We start from the raw sequence: 16,258 nt of genomic DNA on the forward strand, positions 1-16,258 counted from the left end.
AAGGACTGGCAGGATTACCAGTCGCTGGATGCCTTCAGCGAGAGCACCGGGCAGGAGGCTTGGAGCAGGATCCGTTGCGCGTTGCTCCCCATGAGGAACTTGCCCATGGCCGTGCGCTTGCGCAGACCGATCACGATCAGCTCGGCACGTTGCGCCTCGGCGATGTGCAGGATCTGGTCTGCCGCATCGGCTCCCTGGGAATGGCGTTCAATCCAGAAATCGATGCCTGCCTCAGCAAGCCGGGCTTCCAGTTCGTGATACTGCTTCGCATCAATGAGCCTGTCGTCTACCAGCTGGTCGCCTTTGGAGGAGTTCACCACGATCAATCGCGCCTCGTTGCGCCTAGCCTCGATAATTGCCCGTTCCAGGGCGGCTTCGCCTTCAGGCGAGGGGATGTACCCCACTACGATTGTCATGATTCATTCCTTCCAGCACCGTGGCTGTGCTCATTGCGGTGGGCAGGCTCTGCCAGCTCGGTCTGGTCGCCGCCAGCTGCGTTCTCGCCCAGCAGGGCGTCTGCAACGTCCGACCCGGTTCCGCGCTTGCGCCGGATGATGGAGATCAGCACCGGCAGCAGGAGCAGGAAGGCGATGAGCACGTAGATGCCCACGGCCAGCGGCTCGCTCCACAGCCCCGAGACCTCGCCGGCACTGAGCTGGAAGGTCTTGCGCAGCTGTTCCTCGGCCATGGGGCCGATGATGACACCCAGAATCAGCGGAAGCACCGGGAGGCCGAAGCGGCGCAAGGCGAAGCCCAGCAAGCCGATGATCAGCAGCAGCCAGAGGTCGGCGACCTGCATGTTCACCGAGAAGGCACCGAGCGTAGCGAAGAACAAGATGCCCGCATACAGGTAGGGGCGCGGGATCTTCAGCAACTTAGCCCATAGCGGTGCCAAAGGCAGGTTGATCAGCAGCAGCAGCGTGTTGCCGATGAACAAGCTGGCAATCAGCGCCCACACCAAGTCGGGCTCATTCTCGAAGAGCAGCGGACCGGGCTGGATGCCCTTCATGGTCAAGAACGCCAGCATCACCGCAGCGGTGGCATTGGTGGGCAGGCCCAGGGCAAGCATTGGAGTCAGCGTGCCAGCGGCCGAGGCGTTGTTGGCAGCTTCCGGGCCGGCAACGCCCTCGATGGCGCCGTGGCCGAACTCCTCCGGATGCTTGGAGAGCTTCTTCTCGGTGACATAGGAGAGGAAGGTCGGAACTTCGGCACCGCCGGCAGGCAGCGCGCCAAAGGGGAACCCGTAGGCGGTGCCGCGAAGCCAGGGCTTCCACGAACGCTTCCAGTCTTCCTTGCCCATCCACGGGGCACCCACCGGAATGGTGCGTGCAGGGCTGGTGCGCAGGTGCGCGGCAATCCACAGCGCCTCGCCAATGGCGAAGATCGCCACGGCGACCACCACGATGTCCATGCCGTCGACCAGTGGCGCGAAGCCGAAGGTCAGGCGGCTCTGCCCGGAGACCGGGTCCATGCCGACCAGGCCGATGGCCAGGCCCAGGCCCAAGGCGGCGAAACCGCGGATCTTGGAAGAACCCAGCACGGCGGTCACGGTGACCAAAGCGAGGACCATGATTGCGAAGTAGCTCGGTGCGCCCAGGCTCACGGCGAACTTCACGACGATCGGGGCAACGGTCACCAGCAGCGCGGTGCCGATGGTGCCGGCAACGAACGAGCCGATGGCCGCGGTGGCCAGAGCTTGCGCGGCCCGGCCCGCCTTGGCCATCTTGTGGCCTTCGATGGCGGTGATGACTGTCGCGGATTCGCCGGGGGTATTGAGCAGGATCGAGGTGGTTGACCCGCCGTACATCCCGCCGTAGTAGATGCCCGCGAACATGATCAGCGCACTGGAGGTTTCCATGCCGAAGGTCAGTGGCAGCAGCAAGGCCACGGCCATGGCCGGGCCGATGCCCGGCAGCACGCCGACAGCGGTGCCCAGGAGGACTCCGGCGAAGGCGAAGAGCAGGTTGATCGGGGTCAGCGCCGAGGCGAAGCCGCCCATCAAGAGGTCAAGAGTTTCCACTTACAGCACCCCCGAGAGGATTCCGGCCGGAAGCTTGATGCCCAGGCCAAGGTAGAAGCCGTAGAAGGAACCGAGAGCCAGTGCGAGGGAAATGACCAGGGTCAAAATCCAGCGCCGGGCGCCCAGGCAGGTCGCCGCACCGAAGAACATGATGGTTCCCGAGATGACCCAGCCGGCCCAGTTCACGATCAGCAGGTTCAGCACGAAGACGCCGATCAGCGGCAGCAGGACCTTCCAGTCCGAGGGCTGGCTCAGATCCACGTCTTCGCCTTCTTCGCCCTCGGCGAGGTTTCCGCGCATCACGGTAATGGCCAAGGCAATGGCTGAAAGAACAAGAATGCCCGAGACGACGTAGGGCAGGGCCTTGGGGCCGACCACGTCTGCCTGGGAGTACGTCACATGCAGCTGCGACGCATCAACAAACACGATGATTCCGACGAGAAGAAGAAACGCGGCGAACAGGAGTTCGACGCGTTTCTTCTTTGCGGTGCTTACTTCGCTCACGCCAGACCCAGGGTCTTCAGGACGTTGGCAACGCGCTCGTCCTGCTCGGTGAGGAAGGCCGAGAACTCATCGCCGGTCATGAAGGCATCGCTCCAGCCGTTGGTCTTCAAGGCTTCCTGCCATTCGGCCGAATCATGCATTTCGGTGATCAGGTTGACCCACTTGGCCTTGTCCTCTTCGGAGATCTCCGGCGGAGCCACCAGGCCGCGCCAGTTGGAGAACACCAGGTCGATGCCCGATTCCTTCAGGGTTGGAGCGTCCACGCCTTCGAGGCGCTCCTCGCCGCTGGTGGCCAGCACACGCACGGAGCCCTCTTCGATCTGCTGCATGTACTCGCCGGCACCGGAGGCCGCGAAGGCCAGCTTGTTGCCCAGGATGGCAGGCAGCAAATCGCCGCCGCCGTCGTAGGATACGAAGTTCACGTCCTTGGGATCAATGCCCACGGCTTCGGCCAGCTGCATCGGCAGCAGGTGGTCCGGTCCGCCAGGGGAGGAGCCGCCGCCGACCGAGAGCTTGCTCGGATCCTTCTTCCAGGCCTTCACCAAGTCATCGATGGTCTTGTATGGCGAATCCTTGGACACCATGATCGCTCCGGGCTCTTCGATGAGCTTGGCAATCGGCGTGGTCTCGGTCAGCTTGGCGTCGGTTTCGTTGGTGTAGCTGGCACCGACCACGCCCAGGCCCATGAGCATGGCCAGATCGCCGTTGCCCTTCTCGTTGACAATGCGGGCCAGACCGACGGTACCGCCGGCACCTGCAAGGTTGAAGACTTCTGGGTTGCTGGCCAGCGACGCGTCATCCATCACCTTGGCAGCAACGCGGGCGGTGGTGTCGTAGCCGCCGCCTGGGGTGTTCGGCACCATGATGCGAAGGTTCGCGATTGGGCCCTTGGACTCTGCAGCGTCGGTGCTGGAGGTCTCGGAGGTCACGCCGCAGCCAGTGGCGGTCAGTGCAAGCGCGGCAGCCGCGGCCAGCGCCGTCAGCGCACGGAAGGACTTGAATGGTTTCATGTTGACTCAGCCTCTTTGCTTTCATCGGGGTTGCGAGTGATTCCAACCTATGCGCGATGGTGAAGCAAGTCACTCTTGCGTACTCAAAGAAAATACTGTTCATTGTGTAACCAGAAATTGTGATCTGAACCATTCAAATCTTCGATAAGGTAGCACAGTGCCAGCTGCAAGCCGCCCAGCGGGGGTTTGCCGTGGGCGCAGTGGAATTCTGGAATTTTGGGGGCGAGGCAATGAAGTCCATGCGTTTATTTCTCGCTCAGCTGTACCCGCGCCGCAGGATGACCCTGGCCGGACAGTACCTGGTCCTGCAACTGCTGATTATCGCCGTGGTGCTCGCAGGAGTCATCACGGTCGCGCTGACCCAGGCCACCAATAACTTCGAGAAGATCGAGGGGCGCCGCAGCCTCTCGGCAGCCGAATCGCTGGCCGCCAACCCGCTGCTGCGCGTTCTGCTTCCGCAAGCGGAGCCGGAAATGGGCTCGGCGTTGCCTGCCATGGGTGAATCGGTACGCAGCACCTCGGGATTGCAATTCGTGATCATCGCCGATCCCCAGGGCACCGTCATCACCTCCAGCTACCCCGATGAAGTGGGAACCTCGATCCTGCACCCCGAATCCGCTGTCGCCGAAGGCCGCGGATGGACCGGGGAAATCTGGCGCAATGGCAACCATGTGCTGATTGCCCAGGTACCGGTGCTGGATGACGACGGGAAGATGGTCGGCATTGTCAGCGCAGGCCAAAGCTATCCCAGTACCGGCGAAATGATCCAGGATATCGCTCCCAGCGCCTTGGCCACCCTGCTCATTTCCCTGGTGCTGGGAACCACCGGCTCGGTACTGCTCTCCCGCAGGGTCAAGCACCAGACCCGCGGGATGGAACCGGGCGAAATCGCGGAGCTGTTCGAGCACCGAGAGGCCCTGCTGCACGGAGTCAAGGAAGGCATCATCTCGGTGTCTCCGGACAGCCGGGTGATGCTGGCCAATGACATCGCCGTCGAGCTGCTGCAACTGCCTGATGACTGTGTCGGCAAGACCCTGGACGAATTGGAGGTGGCGCCGCAGGTGCGGCACGCGCTGAACACCAGCCAGGAGCAGCCCGACCGCCAATTCCTTGTCGGCGAGCGGGTCCTGGTGTTCAACCGCATGCCGGTCAAGACCGCCAGGCGGGACCTGGGCTCCGTCACCACCTTCCGCGACAAGACCGAACTGACCCTGCTGGAGCAGGAACTGGGCGACAGCAAGGCGACTGCCGACATGCTCAGGGCGCAGACCCACGAATTCGCCAACCAGCTGCACGCGATTTCCGGGTTGATCCAGCTCGAGGAATACGACGAGGTCATCGGCTTCATCGATGGCGTGAGCTTCAGCAGGAGCAAGATCTTCGAGGACGTCTCCGCCTGCATCGCAGAACCCACGATTGCTGCGCTGCTGATTGCCAAGTCCAGCGTCGCCACCGAACGCGGGGTGCAGCTGGCGATGGTGCCGAACTCGGCCTTGGGCCGGTGCGAGGACCAGCTGGCGCGGGATCTGACCACGGTGATCGGCAATCTCGTCGATAATGCGATGGACGCGGCCATCTCGGCATCCACGCCTCAAATCAAGGTCGGCATCGAGGAAACCAATGAGCTGGTCCGCGTCATCGTGAGCGACAATGGAGAGGGGATCGCCGAAGATGCCATCGACGAGATCTTCACCCAGGGTTTCTCCACCAAGGACAGCTCGGTCTCCGGCGGCCGGGGCTTCGGCCTGGCGATCAGCCGCCTGGTGTGCCGGCGCCGCGGCGGGGAGCTGGCCGCAGCCAGTGGCCACGGTGCCCGGTTTACCGCCACGCTCAGGAAGTAGGAAGCAAGAAGTGATCAAAGTACTGGTGATCGACGATGACTTCATGGTCGCCAAGGTGCACGCAGGGTTCGTCAACAGCGAGCCTGGATTTACCGTGGTCGGCGTGGCGCACTCCGCGAGCGACGCGCTCAAGGCCGCCGCCGCGCTATCTCCGGATCTGATCTTGCTCGACATCCACTTGCCCGACATGAATGGACTGGACCTGTTGCAGCGTTTGCGCGAAGGCCAGCCGGAACTCGACGTCCTGGTGATCAGTGCGGCGCGGGAAATGGAGACCGTGCGCCGTGCGCTGCGCGGAGGGATTGTCCACTACCTGATGAAGCCCTTCTCGCGCGAGGACCTGCGCGAGCGCCTGGAGCACTACGCCAAGACCTACCAGCCGCTGGGGCAGGCCACCGACCAGGAACTGCAGCAGGCCGACGTCAACAGGCTCTTCGGCCTCGCCGGACAGCAGCGCCGCCCGCTGCCCAAAGGCTGCAGCGCCGAAACCATGGAGCTGGTCCAGAACATCGTCAAGGAAGCCGCCGAACCCATCTCGGCCACCGAAACGGCTGAAAAGCTCGGGACCTCCCGGGTGAGCGCTCGCCGGTACCTGGAGTATCTTGCCGAAGAGAACTTGGCGCAGGTGAACCTGCGCTACGGGGGAGTCGGCAGGCCCGAACGCCGCTACTCGTGGAGGACATAGGCCCCTGGCGCTTCCCGATGCCTGCAGGCGCCGGAAGCGGGTGCAGGCCTAGACGAAAGCTGCCGAAACGCGTTGGCGATGCTCGCTGGCGGCGTAGGTGCCGAGGATCTTGATTTCCCAGGTGAAGAATTCCAGCTCTTCCAACGCCAGGCGCACGGGCAAGTCTTCGGGATGGCCCTCGATGTCGACCATGAAGGTGGTGGCGGCGAAGGACGAACCGACCATGTAGCTTTCCAAGCGGGTGATATTCACGCCGTTCGTCGCGAATCCGCCCAATGCCTTGTACAGGGCGCTAGGCACGTTGCGTGCCTGGAACACCAAGGTGGTAATCACCGAGTCCGGAAGCTGCGAACGGTGCGGCAATTGCTGCTCGCGGGCGAGCACTACGAAACGGGTCGTATTCGTCTGGTCATCTTCGACCCCGGAGGCCAGTACCTCCAAGCCGTACAGCTCGGCCGCCATGGGAGGTGCGAGCGAGAGCTTGGCAGGATCATTCCAGTCGCGCACTTCGCGCGCCGAACCTGCGGTATCGCCGGCAATCACCGGGGTCAGCCCGTGCTCGCGGATGACCTTGCGGCACTGGCCCAGCGCATGGATGTGGCTATGCACTTCGGTGGCTTCGGCGATGCCGCTGCCAGGCAGCCCGAGCAGGTCGAAGCGGATCCGCAGGTAGTGCTCGCCGACAATGTGCAGATCGGACTCGGGGAGCAGGACGTGGATATCGGCAACGCGGCCGGCAATGGAATTCTCGATCGGAATCATTGCCAGCTTGGCCTCGCCGTTTTCCACCATGGCGAAGGCATCTTCGAAGCTGGCGCACGGAATGGCTTCCATCTCGGGGAAACGCTGCATGCAGGCCATGTTCGAGTTGGAGCCGGCCTCGCCCTGGTAGGAAATCTTCTTGCGCATTGAACCAACATATCCCAGCGCCATGGCGGGGCCGGAATCGGAGAAAGCAGATGACGTCGAGGCGGCTGCCGGGCGCCTTGCAGGCCAATTAGTTCCGGTAGTGCGCGGTGAGCTTCTGCAGTCCCTCGTCGATGGTGACTTCGGGCTTCCAACCGAGGATTTCATGCGTTGCCCGCTGGTCGAACCAGTGCGCGGTGGACAGCTGCTCGGCGAGGAAACGCGTCATCGGCGGCTCATCGTGCACGAGGTTGCGCGAACCGGCGGCCAGCCACAACTTCTCGATCACTGAACCGGCACCGCGGGCCAGCCAGCCCGGAACGTTGAGCTTCGGGGCAGGGGCCCCGCCGGCCTGGCAGATGCCGGCAATCAATTCGCCCACCGGACGGGGTTCGCCATTGGTGACTACCAGGGCACGTCCATGGGCGTGGTCCATGCGCTCCAAGCCGCGAACGATGGCAGCCGCCGCGTTGTCGATATAGGTGGTGTCGATCAACGCCGCGCCATGGTCCAGCAACGGGAGCCGTCCGGCCTTGGCCCGCGCGATGACCCGCTCCACCAGCTGGGTATCGCCTGGCCCCCACACCACATGCGGGCGGATGGCTGCCACCCGGAACTCGGGCGAATCGTTGCCCAGGGCCTCCAGCTCGGCGGCCGCCTTGGAACGTGCATAGAATCCACGCGCCTGCTGCGGATCGGCGTCGCCGGCACCGGCGCCGGCCAGCGAATCGCCAAAGTGGGCTACGGATGGCGAGGAAACGAAAACGAAATCCTTGACGCCTGATTCCTTGGAGGCTGCCAGCAGATTGCTGGTTCCGTCGATATTCGTGGCGACGAAATCCTCCCACTGGCCGGTAAAGGAGACTTTTGCCGCCAGATGGATGACTGCATCCATGGACTCTACGGCAGCAGCCACGGCGTCCAGATCGGTCAGCGATCCGCGGACTTCATCGGTGGCACCGGCCGAGGCACCGCGCTGGAAGGTGCGCACGTGGTGGCCGTTGTCGCGCAGCAGCTGTGCCACGGCGCCTCCGAGCATGCCGCTGGCGCCGGTGACCAGCACGCGGCGAGGGGTCGAAGCAGTGTCTGGAGCACTCACGGGTTGCGGATCCTTCCACCGGCGAGCGTAGCGGCGGCCCAGCCGGCTAGCGCGGCACGGTCAATCTTCGAATTATGGCGGATATCCGTCGGCAGGTTGGGCACTACCAGCACGGCTGCCACGTCGGTGCCGGTGGCAGCGACCGCGGAGCGCACCTGGCGCGCCAGTTCGCTGCTGGCCGGGCCCGGCTTGCGGGCCGGGGGCACGGTTTCCATGACCACCACTGCAGCCTGGGTTCCGTCGGGTCCCACGCCAACCAGCGCGGCACGGCCAGCGCCGGCAACCGACTCGGCAGCGTGCTCGGCCGCCACCGGGGTGATCGCGCCCTTGGCAGTGCGCAGCACATGGCTCAGGCGGCCCTCGACCCAGAGCCGCCCCTGGTCATCCAGGTGCCCGACATCGCCGGTGCGATGCCAGCCGGGGATCGAGCTGCTGTGCTGTTCGGTGATCCACAAACGGTCGTAGCGGTCCTTGACATGCGGGGCGCGAACCAGGATTTCGCCGGTGGCATTCGGGATGAATTCCGGCTGGTCGCCGGCCATGCCCATATCATCAATCGGCGCGATGGCAACCGTGGCCCCGGCGACAGCCGTGCCGACGCACACGCCATTGCCCCGGCCGGCAGCGCGAATTCCGGGAAGATCGATATCGGTGACCGGCAAGGCCTCGGTCATGCCATAGGGGGTGTGGACCTTGGCCTGCGGAACCAGTTCCTGCACCTTGGCCAGCAATGGTTCGGGGATCGGTGCCCCGGCCGAAAGCATCAGCGAGACCCCTTCCAGGGTCTTGCGCTGGACCTGATCCAGCGCATCCTTGGTGTCCAGCACGTTGGCCAGCGCCGCGGGTGAGGCGAAGACCGTGGTTGCGTGCACCGCGGCAGCCGCATCAGCCAATGCGGTGGCGGTCAGGGTCCGCGGGGCGGTCACGTCCATGTCGGGGGTGACCGAGGTGGCTCCCAGGGCAGGACCCAGCAGCGCGAACGGCGCGAAGCCTGCCACCAGCGCGGAACCGGCCTTCAGGTTGTAGGTTTCGCGCAGCGTATCGCGCATGGCTGCCAGCTGGCGGTGCGTGTACACCACGCCCTTGGCCGGGCCGGTGGAGCCGGAGGTGAACAGCACCGCCGCGTCGGCATCCGGGTCCGCAGGCTCGAACGCCGAGGATTCGGTGGCTGCCTTGCCGCCGGCTTCATAGAGCTCAGGCAAGGTGTGGGCGACGCCCAGCAGCTTGCGCTTGGCTGCTGGCAGGTTCTCGGCAGCAATCCTGGTGCCCGGCCAACCGAAGAGCCGCGCGCCGGTGAGCGCACGCTCGATGCCGATCAGGAAGCCCGGACCGGCGCCCTTGATGGCGCGTCCCATGCCCTTGGTGCCCAGCCCGGCGTCGGCCACCACGATGACCGCGCCCAAACGCAGGCAGGCGTAGATCAGCGAGGTCAGCTCGATTCCCGGCGGTACCAGCAGGTTCACCCGGTCTGAAGCCTTCACCCCGATCTGCCGCAGGCCTGCGGCCAGGGCGTTCACGCGCTCACCCAGCCCGGCCCAGGACAGCGAGCGCGCAGGGTTGATGTCCACCACGGCTGCTGAATGGTCATTGGTGCGCGAATCGAGTTCGGCAAGCATCGGACGGTAATCGCCCAGGGATTCGGCCCGCGAGGTGTTCCTGGATTCTTTCTCGCCGGCAAGCCACTGGAAGATCGGGGCGGCGATGTCGTTGTCCTCGCCCACCAGATGGCTGGAGCCCTCGAAGCGGTGCACTTGGGCGTGCGGCAGGCGGGAGAGCAGATCGCGCAGGTACCGGTCGGAGAAGACCGGGTCCTTCGGGCCCCAGAGCATCAGGGCCGGCACCTTCAGCGAGCGCACGGCCTGCGAGATCTCGTCCAGGGCAGGGCGGCTCGGGTGCTCGGGGGAGAAAGGGATATCGGCGACAAAGTTGGCAACTCCATCGCGCTTCGCGGCGCTGGTGTACGGGGCCATGAAGGCCTTGCGGACCTCAGGGGCCAAGGCCGGTTGCGCCAACGAGTGGGTGACCTGCAAGAAAGCAGGGGAGGTCTTGGTGCCCCAGGAATGCACCGCAGGGTGGGAGGCGAGTTTCAGCGCGGCGGGAAGCTCGAAGCCTGCCGGGTGGATTGCGGTGTTCGTCAGCACCACGTTTTCCAGCTGCTCCTGATGGGAGACGGCCCAGCCCAGGGAAATGATGCCGCCCCAGTCGTGGCCCACGGTGGTGACCTTGCCGGTCAGCCCCAGCGCGCCGGTCAGGTCGCCCAGGTCGTTGACCCGGTCGGCCAGGCGGCGGAAGGTGCCGGTCCGCTCGGAGAAGCCCATGTCCAGCTGGTCGACTGCCACCACGCGCCACGGCAATGAGTGCTCGCTGACGTGGTTCAGCAGGCTGCGCCAGAGGTAGGACCAGGTGGGGTTGCCATGCACGCACAGCAGTGTGCCGACCGGATCGATGCCACGTTGCTGGAGTTCTTCATGGTTGTCCAGGATGTGCCACCGGTGCGTGCTGCCCTGGGTGTCAACCTGCGAGGTGGACGGCACTTGAAGATACGTCGAGTAAATTGCATCTACACCGGGGAACAGCTCGGTCACCAGGCAATCTCCATCATCGCGGTGTTCAGGCCGGAACCGACGCCCATGCAGAGCACCCGGTCGCCCTTCTTCAGCGAATCAGCTTCCTGGGACAGGGTCATCGGCAGGGAAGCCGGACCGACGTTGCCCCACTTGGAGAACGTGATCGGCACGCGGTCCTTGACCAGTCCGACGGCCTTGATGATGGCGTTGGTGTAGGACTTGGACACCTGGTGGGTGACGTAGCGGTCCATGGATTTCCAGTTCCAACCCGACTGATGGGCTTCGTTCCAAGCGTTCACCACCAGTTCCAGGCCGTTGTCCAGCAGGCCCTTGGTGTCCGTGTACATGCCCGAGGGGCCTCCGACGCACAGTTCGTGGTGCTCGGTGCCGGCTCGCGAGACGCCGCCGAGGATGCGGTGCGCATCCGGGTGCGCATCGGCCGGGCCGATGACCGCAGCCGCGGCACCGGAGCCCAGGGTCAGGGTGGCGAATTCACGCATGTAGTCATCGCGCGTGGAATTCTCGGCGTTCAGGCGCTGGAAGGTGGTTTCCTGGGTCGGCTTGGAATCTTCGCCGGCAACAATCAGGGCGTACTTGATCTGGCCCGAGTCGATCATGTTCGCCGCCAGGCTCATGCCATTGACGAAACCGAGGCAGGCGTTGGCCACGTCGAAGTTCATGGCAGAGGAGGGCAGGCCCAAGCCGTTGTGCACCTTGGAGGCCACCGATGGTTCCAGGTTGCGGCGGGTCACCGACGTGTTGATGAGCAGTCCGATGCTGCTGGCGTCGACACCAGCGGCATCCAGGGCCTTTTTGCCGGCCATGATCGCGGCATCGTCAAAGCCGACACCGTCGGACCACCAACGGCGTTCCTTGACACCGGAGACACGTTCCAGAAGCTTCTTGGACAGGCGCAGGCGTTTCAGGCTAGGAGCCAGCCGCTCATCGAATTCTGCCGAGCTCACCACCTCTGGTGCGAGAACGCTGTTCACTGATAAAAGCGCAACGTTGTGGTGCTTAAAGGTGGCATTGCCGTTCAAAATGGTGCCTTCGTTTCTGCTGGACTATCTATATGCTGCGTACTGCGTTGAAACGTCTGTGCCGATGGGAAAGTGCCCAGGGCTGCGAATGTATACTCCCTAGGTTATTCCCTGCATCGCGCCAAGACGTACTTGAGTGCGAGTTTTCAGCCGAAAGCTAGATGCAGGATCTATGCAGACTATATCGATCCTACAGACTAGTCCTATGAGAATCATGAAAAGTGGGCCGTTCATCCTGTGGGCTTTCTTCCATCCGCACAGCTGATCGAAAGCAAGTCTGAAACCCCGGACATGAAAAGCGATCCAGCTCACATTCACGGTCGAAGATCGCGTTGTATTGGATATCGCATCGATTCATTTTGACGGCCCTGTCCTCATCGAAAAGCGGTATCCAATGACAACTTCAAGCGTTGAAACCCAAGGCACGTTTCCAGTCGTTCTGCGATTCATGGTCTACAGCCTCGTCGGCATCGTGTTCTTCTTCCTGCCCATCACCATCAACGGCAAGAGCACCATCCCGCTGGATCACCTGATTACCTGGATCCAAACGGCCGCGGCACCGGTGGTTCCGTACATCATCTTGCTGATGCTCGTCTGCGGAACGGTTCTTCCCTTCGCCACCGGTGGCTGGAAGGCATCAAAGGTCCGGGGCGTCTTCGCGTTCTTGAACATCCTCGGCCTGGTTGTCGGCTGCTCCCTGCTGTTCGACTTCGCTCCAGCATGGCTCAACGATCCGGACATGGGGCCGTTCCTGCTGGAAAAATTGGTGATTCCCGTAGGCCTGATCGTTCCCGTGGGGGCCATCTTCCTGGCCTTGCTGGTGGGCTACGGCCTGATGGAATTCCTCGGCGTCTTCTGCCAGCCGATCATGCGCCCGATTTGGCGTACCCCAGGCCGTTCGGCCGTGGATGCCGTGGCGTCCTTCGTTGGCAGCTACTCGCTGGGATTGCTGATCACCGACCGCATGTACCGCGGTGGGCGCTATACCGGACGCGAAGCGGCCATTATCGCTACCGGCTTTTCCACGGTGTCAGCCAGCTTCATGGTGATCGTTGCCAAGGCGCTGGATCTGATGGACCACTGGAGCCTGTACTTCTGGCTGTCGCTGGTCGTCACCTTTGCGGTGACTGCCATTTCGGTGCGCATTCCGCCGCTGAGCCGGGTTCCGGACACCACGTACCTGGGCATGGAGCACGACAAGGAACAGGTGGTCACTGGCAACCGCGCACGCGTGGCCTGGAACGAAGCTCTGGGAGCCTCTCGGCGGGCACCGTCGCTGGCCAAGAACATCGGCGCCAATGTGTGGGACGGACTGAAAATGGCGATGGCGATCTTGCCATCCATTCTTTCCGTCGGACTGCTCGGGCTGGTGGTGGCACGCTTCACTCCGGTCTTCGACTGGCTGGGCTACCTGTTCGTGCCCTTCGCCTGGATCGTCGGGTTGGAAGATCCGCTACTGGCCGGCAAGGCGTCGGCGACCGGCATCGCCGAAATGTTCCTGCCAGCGACCCTGGTTGCGGGACATGAATCGATCGAGCTGCGCATGGTGATCGCCATTGTTTGCGTCTCGGCGATCATCTTCTTCTCGGCACTGGTGCCATGCGTCCTGGCAACGCAGATTCCGCTGAACATCCCGCAAATGGTTGCCATCTGGTTCGTGCGCGTTGTCCTGACCATCCTCATCGCGACACCGATCGTGCGCCTGCTCTTGTAGGTGGGCTGGGCAGCTTCCGCCCAGGCCTGTTGCTGTCCCAGCTTTGCGAAGCCTGAATGCCGTTGCATCGCATCGGTGATCCGTCGTTGAATGGTCGGATCGATATGAAGGAAGGTAAGGAAGGCTCCCATGAATCATTTAGACGAATCAGGTGTTCCGATGCAGGGCGATCCGAGTATTCCCGACCAGCCTGAGCCTCCTGCGCAGCCGCCGGCTCCCGACGCACCGCCAAGCCCATCCCACCCGGATGCGCCGCCGAGCCCTTCGCACCCGGATGGCCCGATGGCGCCTCCAGGCCCGCTGGATCCCACGCAACCGCCACCGGGGCACCCCTCAGACCCGACGACCCCGCCATCACCTGGATTCGCCCTGACACCGTGACCCAAACCAAGACGGCCAATGCCCTGCAGGAACCCGGTTCCTGCAGGGCATTGGCCATTTGTGGCTGCGGTAATCCGAAACCGCGCGGACTGCCATGGTGTCGCTGCGCATCGGTACAGTGAACCTGGGCAGTTCTTCGCTGCCTTGGCGACCACCCATAGAAAGGCACGCATGGCATATCCAGTAGAAGTGCTAGATCGGATTCTCGGGGTCATGACCGGCATGGCTGCCGGCGACGCCCTAGGCGCGGGCTATGAATTCAATGCGCCGTTGCCCGATTCCGCGCAAGTGGACATGATCGGCGGAGGGCTGGGCAACTTTGCACCCGGGGAGTGGACCGACGATACCTCGATGGCGATAGTCGTTGCCCAGGGCCTGCTGGGTTCCAACGGCAAGCTTGATGGCGCCGCAAGCGATTACATGGTGCGCGAATGGGCCAGATGGGCGGTGAACGCACCGGACGTCGGCAACCAGACCCGTGCCGTCCTCGCCTTCGCCCAGAGCACCGCGTCTGCTGACGGGAGAACTGAACCCAACACCGCAGACGCGCTCGCCGGTTCCGAGCAGATCCACAGGCGAACCGGCCGCTCAGGAGGCAACGGCAGCCTGATGCGCACAGCACCGGTTGCCCTGGCTTATCTGTCCGGAACGCCTGCCGCCGCATTCGACGCAGCGGCGGCCATCAGCAAGCTGACCCATTTCGATGACGAAGCCGCTGAAGCGTGCGGTCTGTGGACCGTCGCCATTCAGCACGCGGTGCTCACCGGAGAACTTGATATTCGCATCTGGCTTGAGCTTCTCAAGCCAGATCGCGCCCACGTGTGGGAACAGCGCATCGGGCAGGCCGAAACCCAACGGCCTCGGGACTTCGGCAACAATGGCTGGGTTGTTGAAGCATTCCAGGCGGCCTGGAGCGCCATCACCACCGCCGATGCGGTGGACGGGAAAGCCCGCTTGGTTCCGGTGGTGGAAGCTGCCGTTCGCGGAGGCGTGGATACCGACACCGTGGCAGCCATCGCCGGATCGCTTATCGGCGCGGCCACTGGCTTGGAAAGCGTCCCGGAGCAGTGGGTGGAGATGGTCCACGGCTGGCCAGCAATGCGGATGCAGGAGCTCGTTGATATTTCAAACGATCTTGCAGGCTAAGTTCCCGGACCTGCCGTCCGGCTAGTCACGGGAAGTGCGCCTCGCCTCCAGCTTCTGTGGAGGTACGACGCTGACTTCGTGGCGTACCCCGCGCACGCCAAGACCTGCCAAATCGATCGCGAGAAACCAGGGCCCGGATTTGGGCACCTTGATCCGGTAGGGTGCCCGGCGTGCCAGCCCACCGTACGATTCGAATTTTTCTCCGTCTTGGAATGCCGCGAAATTCTCTGGATCCATCAATCGGAGATTGGCCGGACCGCTGAGCGTCACTGCCAAGATAGTTCCCCGTTCAAGGAACTCCCAGTAGTACTCAGCGAAATTGGGTTCCGTCAATGCCTGCCTCCGGGGTTCGGATGATCCGCCGATTAGCAGACCCAGACCTATTAACCCAGAAGATGGACCGTCGCGGCAACGGGAACCAGCTTCTGGGCAAGAGCTGGTGGCCAACACGACTCGGGGATTAGGCATGGGAGGCTATGCCACCTCATCTGATGCCAGAGATGCCACAGAACCTTCTGGCCATCTCGATTTCAAGTTCCGTCAACCAGCCAAGCGGCGGATTGTCCGCTACCGGGGATACGCTATTTGCATGGGATAAATTCCCACGCAATTGGGGGCCGTGACGGCCAAGAATAATAAGGCAAGATTCATGGATATTTTGACCGGCATTGGCCTTGAACAACTTCGACTGTGGATTTGGATTTTGGTGCTGGCCTTTGCCGTCGCTGTGGGTTTATGGCGCCGGCGCCAACTGGTGGCTGTCGCGCTTGCCTCGGTGCTCCTGTTCGCTACTCTCAACGCCGGCGCCGGGATCTATATCCTGAAACGGCTGGGTGATCCGCGGTGGACCGCAGGCGAGCCCCCGGTGAGCGCACCGGAACTATCCGGAACCCCGATCGTGGGCCAGCAACTGGTTCCCCTGGAATCGGCTTTGGAAGCAATCGCCGGGGGAGTGAACTCCTTCTGGGAATTCAGGCAGGCCCTGCCGGTGGCTCTCGACTTCTTTACGCGCAGCGGCTGGGCACTGCTCGTGGCCATTCCATTGATCATTGCCATTATGATCCGGACTTTCCGGGCTGCCCGCCGGCGCCGGAAGGAGATGCTGAATCTCCGCGGTACGGTGGTGCAGCTGCAGGCCGAGCTCGCCGAGATAAAGGCGATCTTGCCCGCGCCCGCCACAACAGCAGGTGTCACGGAGCTCGGGAACCAAACGGGCAGTCCCCGCACGCGACGCTCGCGCCGCGGCGAATAGCCGCTAGTCCGGCAGAAAGGAAACGGCGCCGGTTCCGCCCTGCAATGCAGAGGCAGCACCGGCGCCGTTCCCGTGATGCGCGTGCGTTGGGAT

15 protein-coding genes are annotated in these 16,258 nt (G+C 63.4%); 6 read left to right on the forward strand and 9 right to left on the reverse strand.

What is annotated here, in order from left to right; genetic code table 11:
* Positions 1 to 14: 14 nt before the first annotated feature.
* Genes ACR9WD_RS05040 through ACR9WD_RS05055 form a run of 4 tightly spaced genes read right to left on the reverse strand, consistent with a single transcriptional unit; the run spans position 15 to position 3,534 of the window.
* On the reverse strand, positions 15 to 416 hold the full coding sequence (locus ACR9WD_RS05040; RefSeq protein ID WP_073706764.1) for a universal stress protein: 402 nt from the start codon (positions 414 to 416) through the stop codon (positions 15 to 17).
* Positions 413 to 1,999, reverse strand: coding sequence for a tripartite tricarboxylate transporter permease (locus tag ACR9WD_RS05045; protein WP_434923190.1), 1,587 nt, complete (start codon positions 1,997 to 1,999; stop codon positions 413 to 415). Before ACR9WD_RS05045 ends, ACR9WD_RS05040 begins: the two co-directional genes overlap by 4 nt.
* 21 nt (positions 2,000 to 2,020) lie before the next feature.
* Positions 2,021 to 2,524, reverse strand: coding sequence for a tripartite tricarboxylate transporter TctB family protein (locus ACR9WD_RS05050; RefSeq protein WP_434922856.1), 504 nt, complete (start codon positions 2,522 to 2,524; stop codon positions 2,021 to 2,023).
* The gene (locus tag ACR9WD_RS05055) at positions 2,521 to 3,534 is read right to left on the reverse strand and encodes a Bug family tripartite tricarboxylate transporter substrate binding protein (protein WP_038989642.1); all 1,014 of its coding nucleotides are present in this window, start codon (positions 3,532 to 3,534) and stop codon (positions 2,521 to 2,523) included. Before ACR9WD_RS05055 ends, ACR9WD_RS05050 begins: the two co-directional genes overlap by 4 nt.
* A 239-nt stretch (positions 3,535 to 3,773) precedes the next feature.
* Here ACR9WD_RS05055 and ACR9WD_RS05060 point away from each other — a divergent pair, with 239 nt between their 5' ends.
* Both ACR9WD_RS05060 and ACR9WD_RS05065 read left to right on the forward strand, forming a co-directional pair.
* Positions 3,774 to 5,375: a sensor histidine kinase gene (locus ACR9WD_RS05060; protein WP_434922857.1), complete on the forward strand. Its 1,602-nt coding sequence runs from the start codon at positions 3,774 to 3,776 to the stop codon at positions 5,373 to 5,375.
* A 10-nt stretch (positions 5,376 to 5,385) separates the two neighbouring features.
* Positions 5,386 to 6,060 (forward strand): response regulator, encoded by a 675-nt coding sequence (locus ACR9WD_RS05065; protein ID WP_434922858.1) that lies wholly within the window; start codon positions 5,386 to 5,388, stop codon positions 6,058 to 6,060.
* 48 nt (positions 6,061 to 6,108) lie between these two features.
* Here the strand turns inward: ACR9WD_RS05065 and ACR9WD_RS05070 are convergent, their stop codons facing one another.
* The 4 genes from ACR9WD_RS05070 to ACR9WD_RS05085 form a co-directional block, all read right to left on the reverse strand.
* Entirely contained in the window at positions 6,109 to 6,969 is an 861-nt protein-coding gene (locus ACR9WD_RS05070; RefSeq protein ID WP_434922859.1) for a prephenate dehydratase, read from the reverse strand.
* Between the two features lie 88 nt (positions 6,970 to 7,057).
* The gene (locus ACR9WD_RS05075; RefSeq protein WP_434922860.1) at positions 7,058 to 8,065 is read right to left on the reverse strand and encodes an NAD-dependent epimerase/dehydratase family protein; all 1,008 of its coding nucleotides are present in this window, start codon (positions 8,063 to 8,065) and stop codon (positions 7,058 to 7,060) included.
* Complete coding sequence (locus tag ACR9WD_RS05080; RefSeq protein ID WP_434922861.1) at positions 8,062 to 10,650, reverse strand: alpha/beta fold hydrolase; 2,589 nt, start codon at positions 10,648 to 10,650, stop codon at positions 8,062 to 8,064. Before ACR9WD_RS05080 ends, ACR9WD_RS05075 begins: the two co-directional genes overlap by 4 nt.
* Positions 10,647 to 11,672, reverse strand: a complete 1,026-nt coding sequence (locus ACR9WD_RS05085) for a 3-oxoacyl-ACP synthase III (RefSeq protein ID WP_038989634.1) — start codon at positions 11,670 to 11,672, stop codon at positions 10,647 to 10,649. The genes ACR9WD_RS05080 and ACR9WD_RS05085 overlap by 4 nt, the downstream gene beginning before the upstream one ends.
* 394 nt (positions 11,673 to 12,066) lie before the next feature.
* Here ACR9WD_RS05085 and ACR9WD_RS05090 point away from each other — a divergent pair, with 394 nt between their 5' ends.
* The 3 genes from ACR9WD_RS05090 (at position 12,067) to ACR9WD_RS05100 (ending at position 14,913) form a co-directional block, all read left to right on the forward strand.
* On the forward strand, positions 12,067 to 13,386 hold the full coding sequence (locus ACR9WD_RS05090) for a YjiH family protein (RefSeq protein WP_073706769.1): 1,320 nt from the start codon (positions 12,067 to 12,069) through the stop codon (positions 13,384 to 13,386).
* A 129-nt stretch (positions 13,387 to 13,515) separates the two neighbouring features.
* Positions 13,516 to 13,767: a hypothetical protein gene (locus ACR9WD_RS05095; protein ID WP_141357491.1), complete on the forward strand. Its 252-nt coding sequence runs from the start codon at positions 13,516 to 13,518 to the stop codon at positions 13,765 to 13,767.
* A gap of 171 nt (positions 13,768 to 13,938) precedes the next feature.
* Positions 13,939 to 14,913, forward strand: coding sequence for an ADP-ribosylglycohydrolase family protein (locus tag ACR9WD_RS05100; protein WP_434922862.1), 975 nt, complete (start codon positions 13,939 to 13,941; stop codon positions 14,911 to 14,913).
* Positions 14,914 to 14,934: 21 nt separating this feature from the next.
* Here the strand turns inward: ACR9WD_RS05100 and ACR9WD_RS05105 are convergent, their stop codons facing one another.
* A complete protein-coding gene (locus ACR9WD_RS05105) occupies positions 14,935 to 15,246 on the reverse strand; it encodes a DUF1883 domain-containing protein (RefSeq protein ID WP_038989631.1) in 312 nt (103 codons plus the stop codon).
* Between the two features lie 316 nt (positions 15,247 to 15,562).
* Between ACR9WD_RS05105 and ACR9WD_RS05110 the strand changes: the two genes are divergently transcribed.
* The gene (locus ACR9WD_RS05110) at positions 15,563 to 16,165 is read left to right on the forward strand and encodes a hypothetical protein (protein WP_052253492.1); all 603 of its coding nucleotides are present in this window, start codon (positions 15,563 to 15,565) and stop codon (positions 16,163 to 16,165) included.
* Positions 16,166 to 16,258: the final 93 nt, after the last annotated feature.

The sequence above is a fragment of the Glutamicibacter sp. PAEs-4 genome, from assembly GCF_051161755.1.
Taxonomy (GTDB): domain Bacteria; phylum Actinomycetota; class Actinomycetes; order Actinomycetales; family Micrococcaceae; genus Glutamicibacter; species Glutamicibacter nicotianae.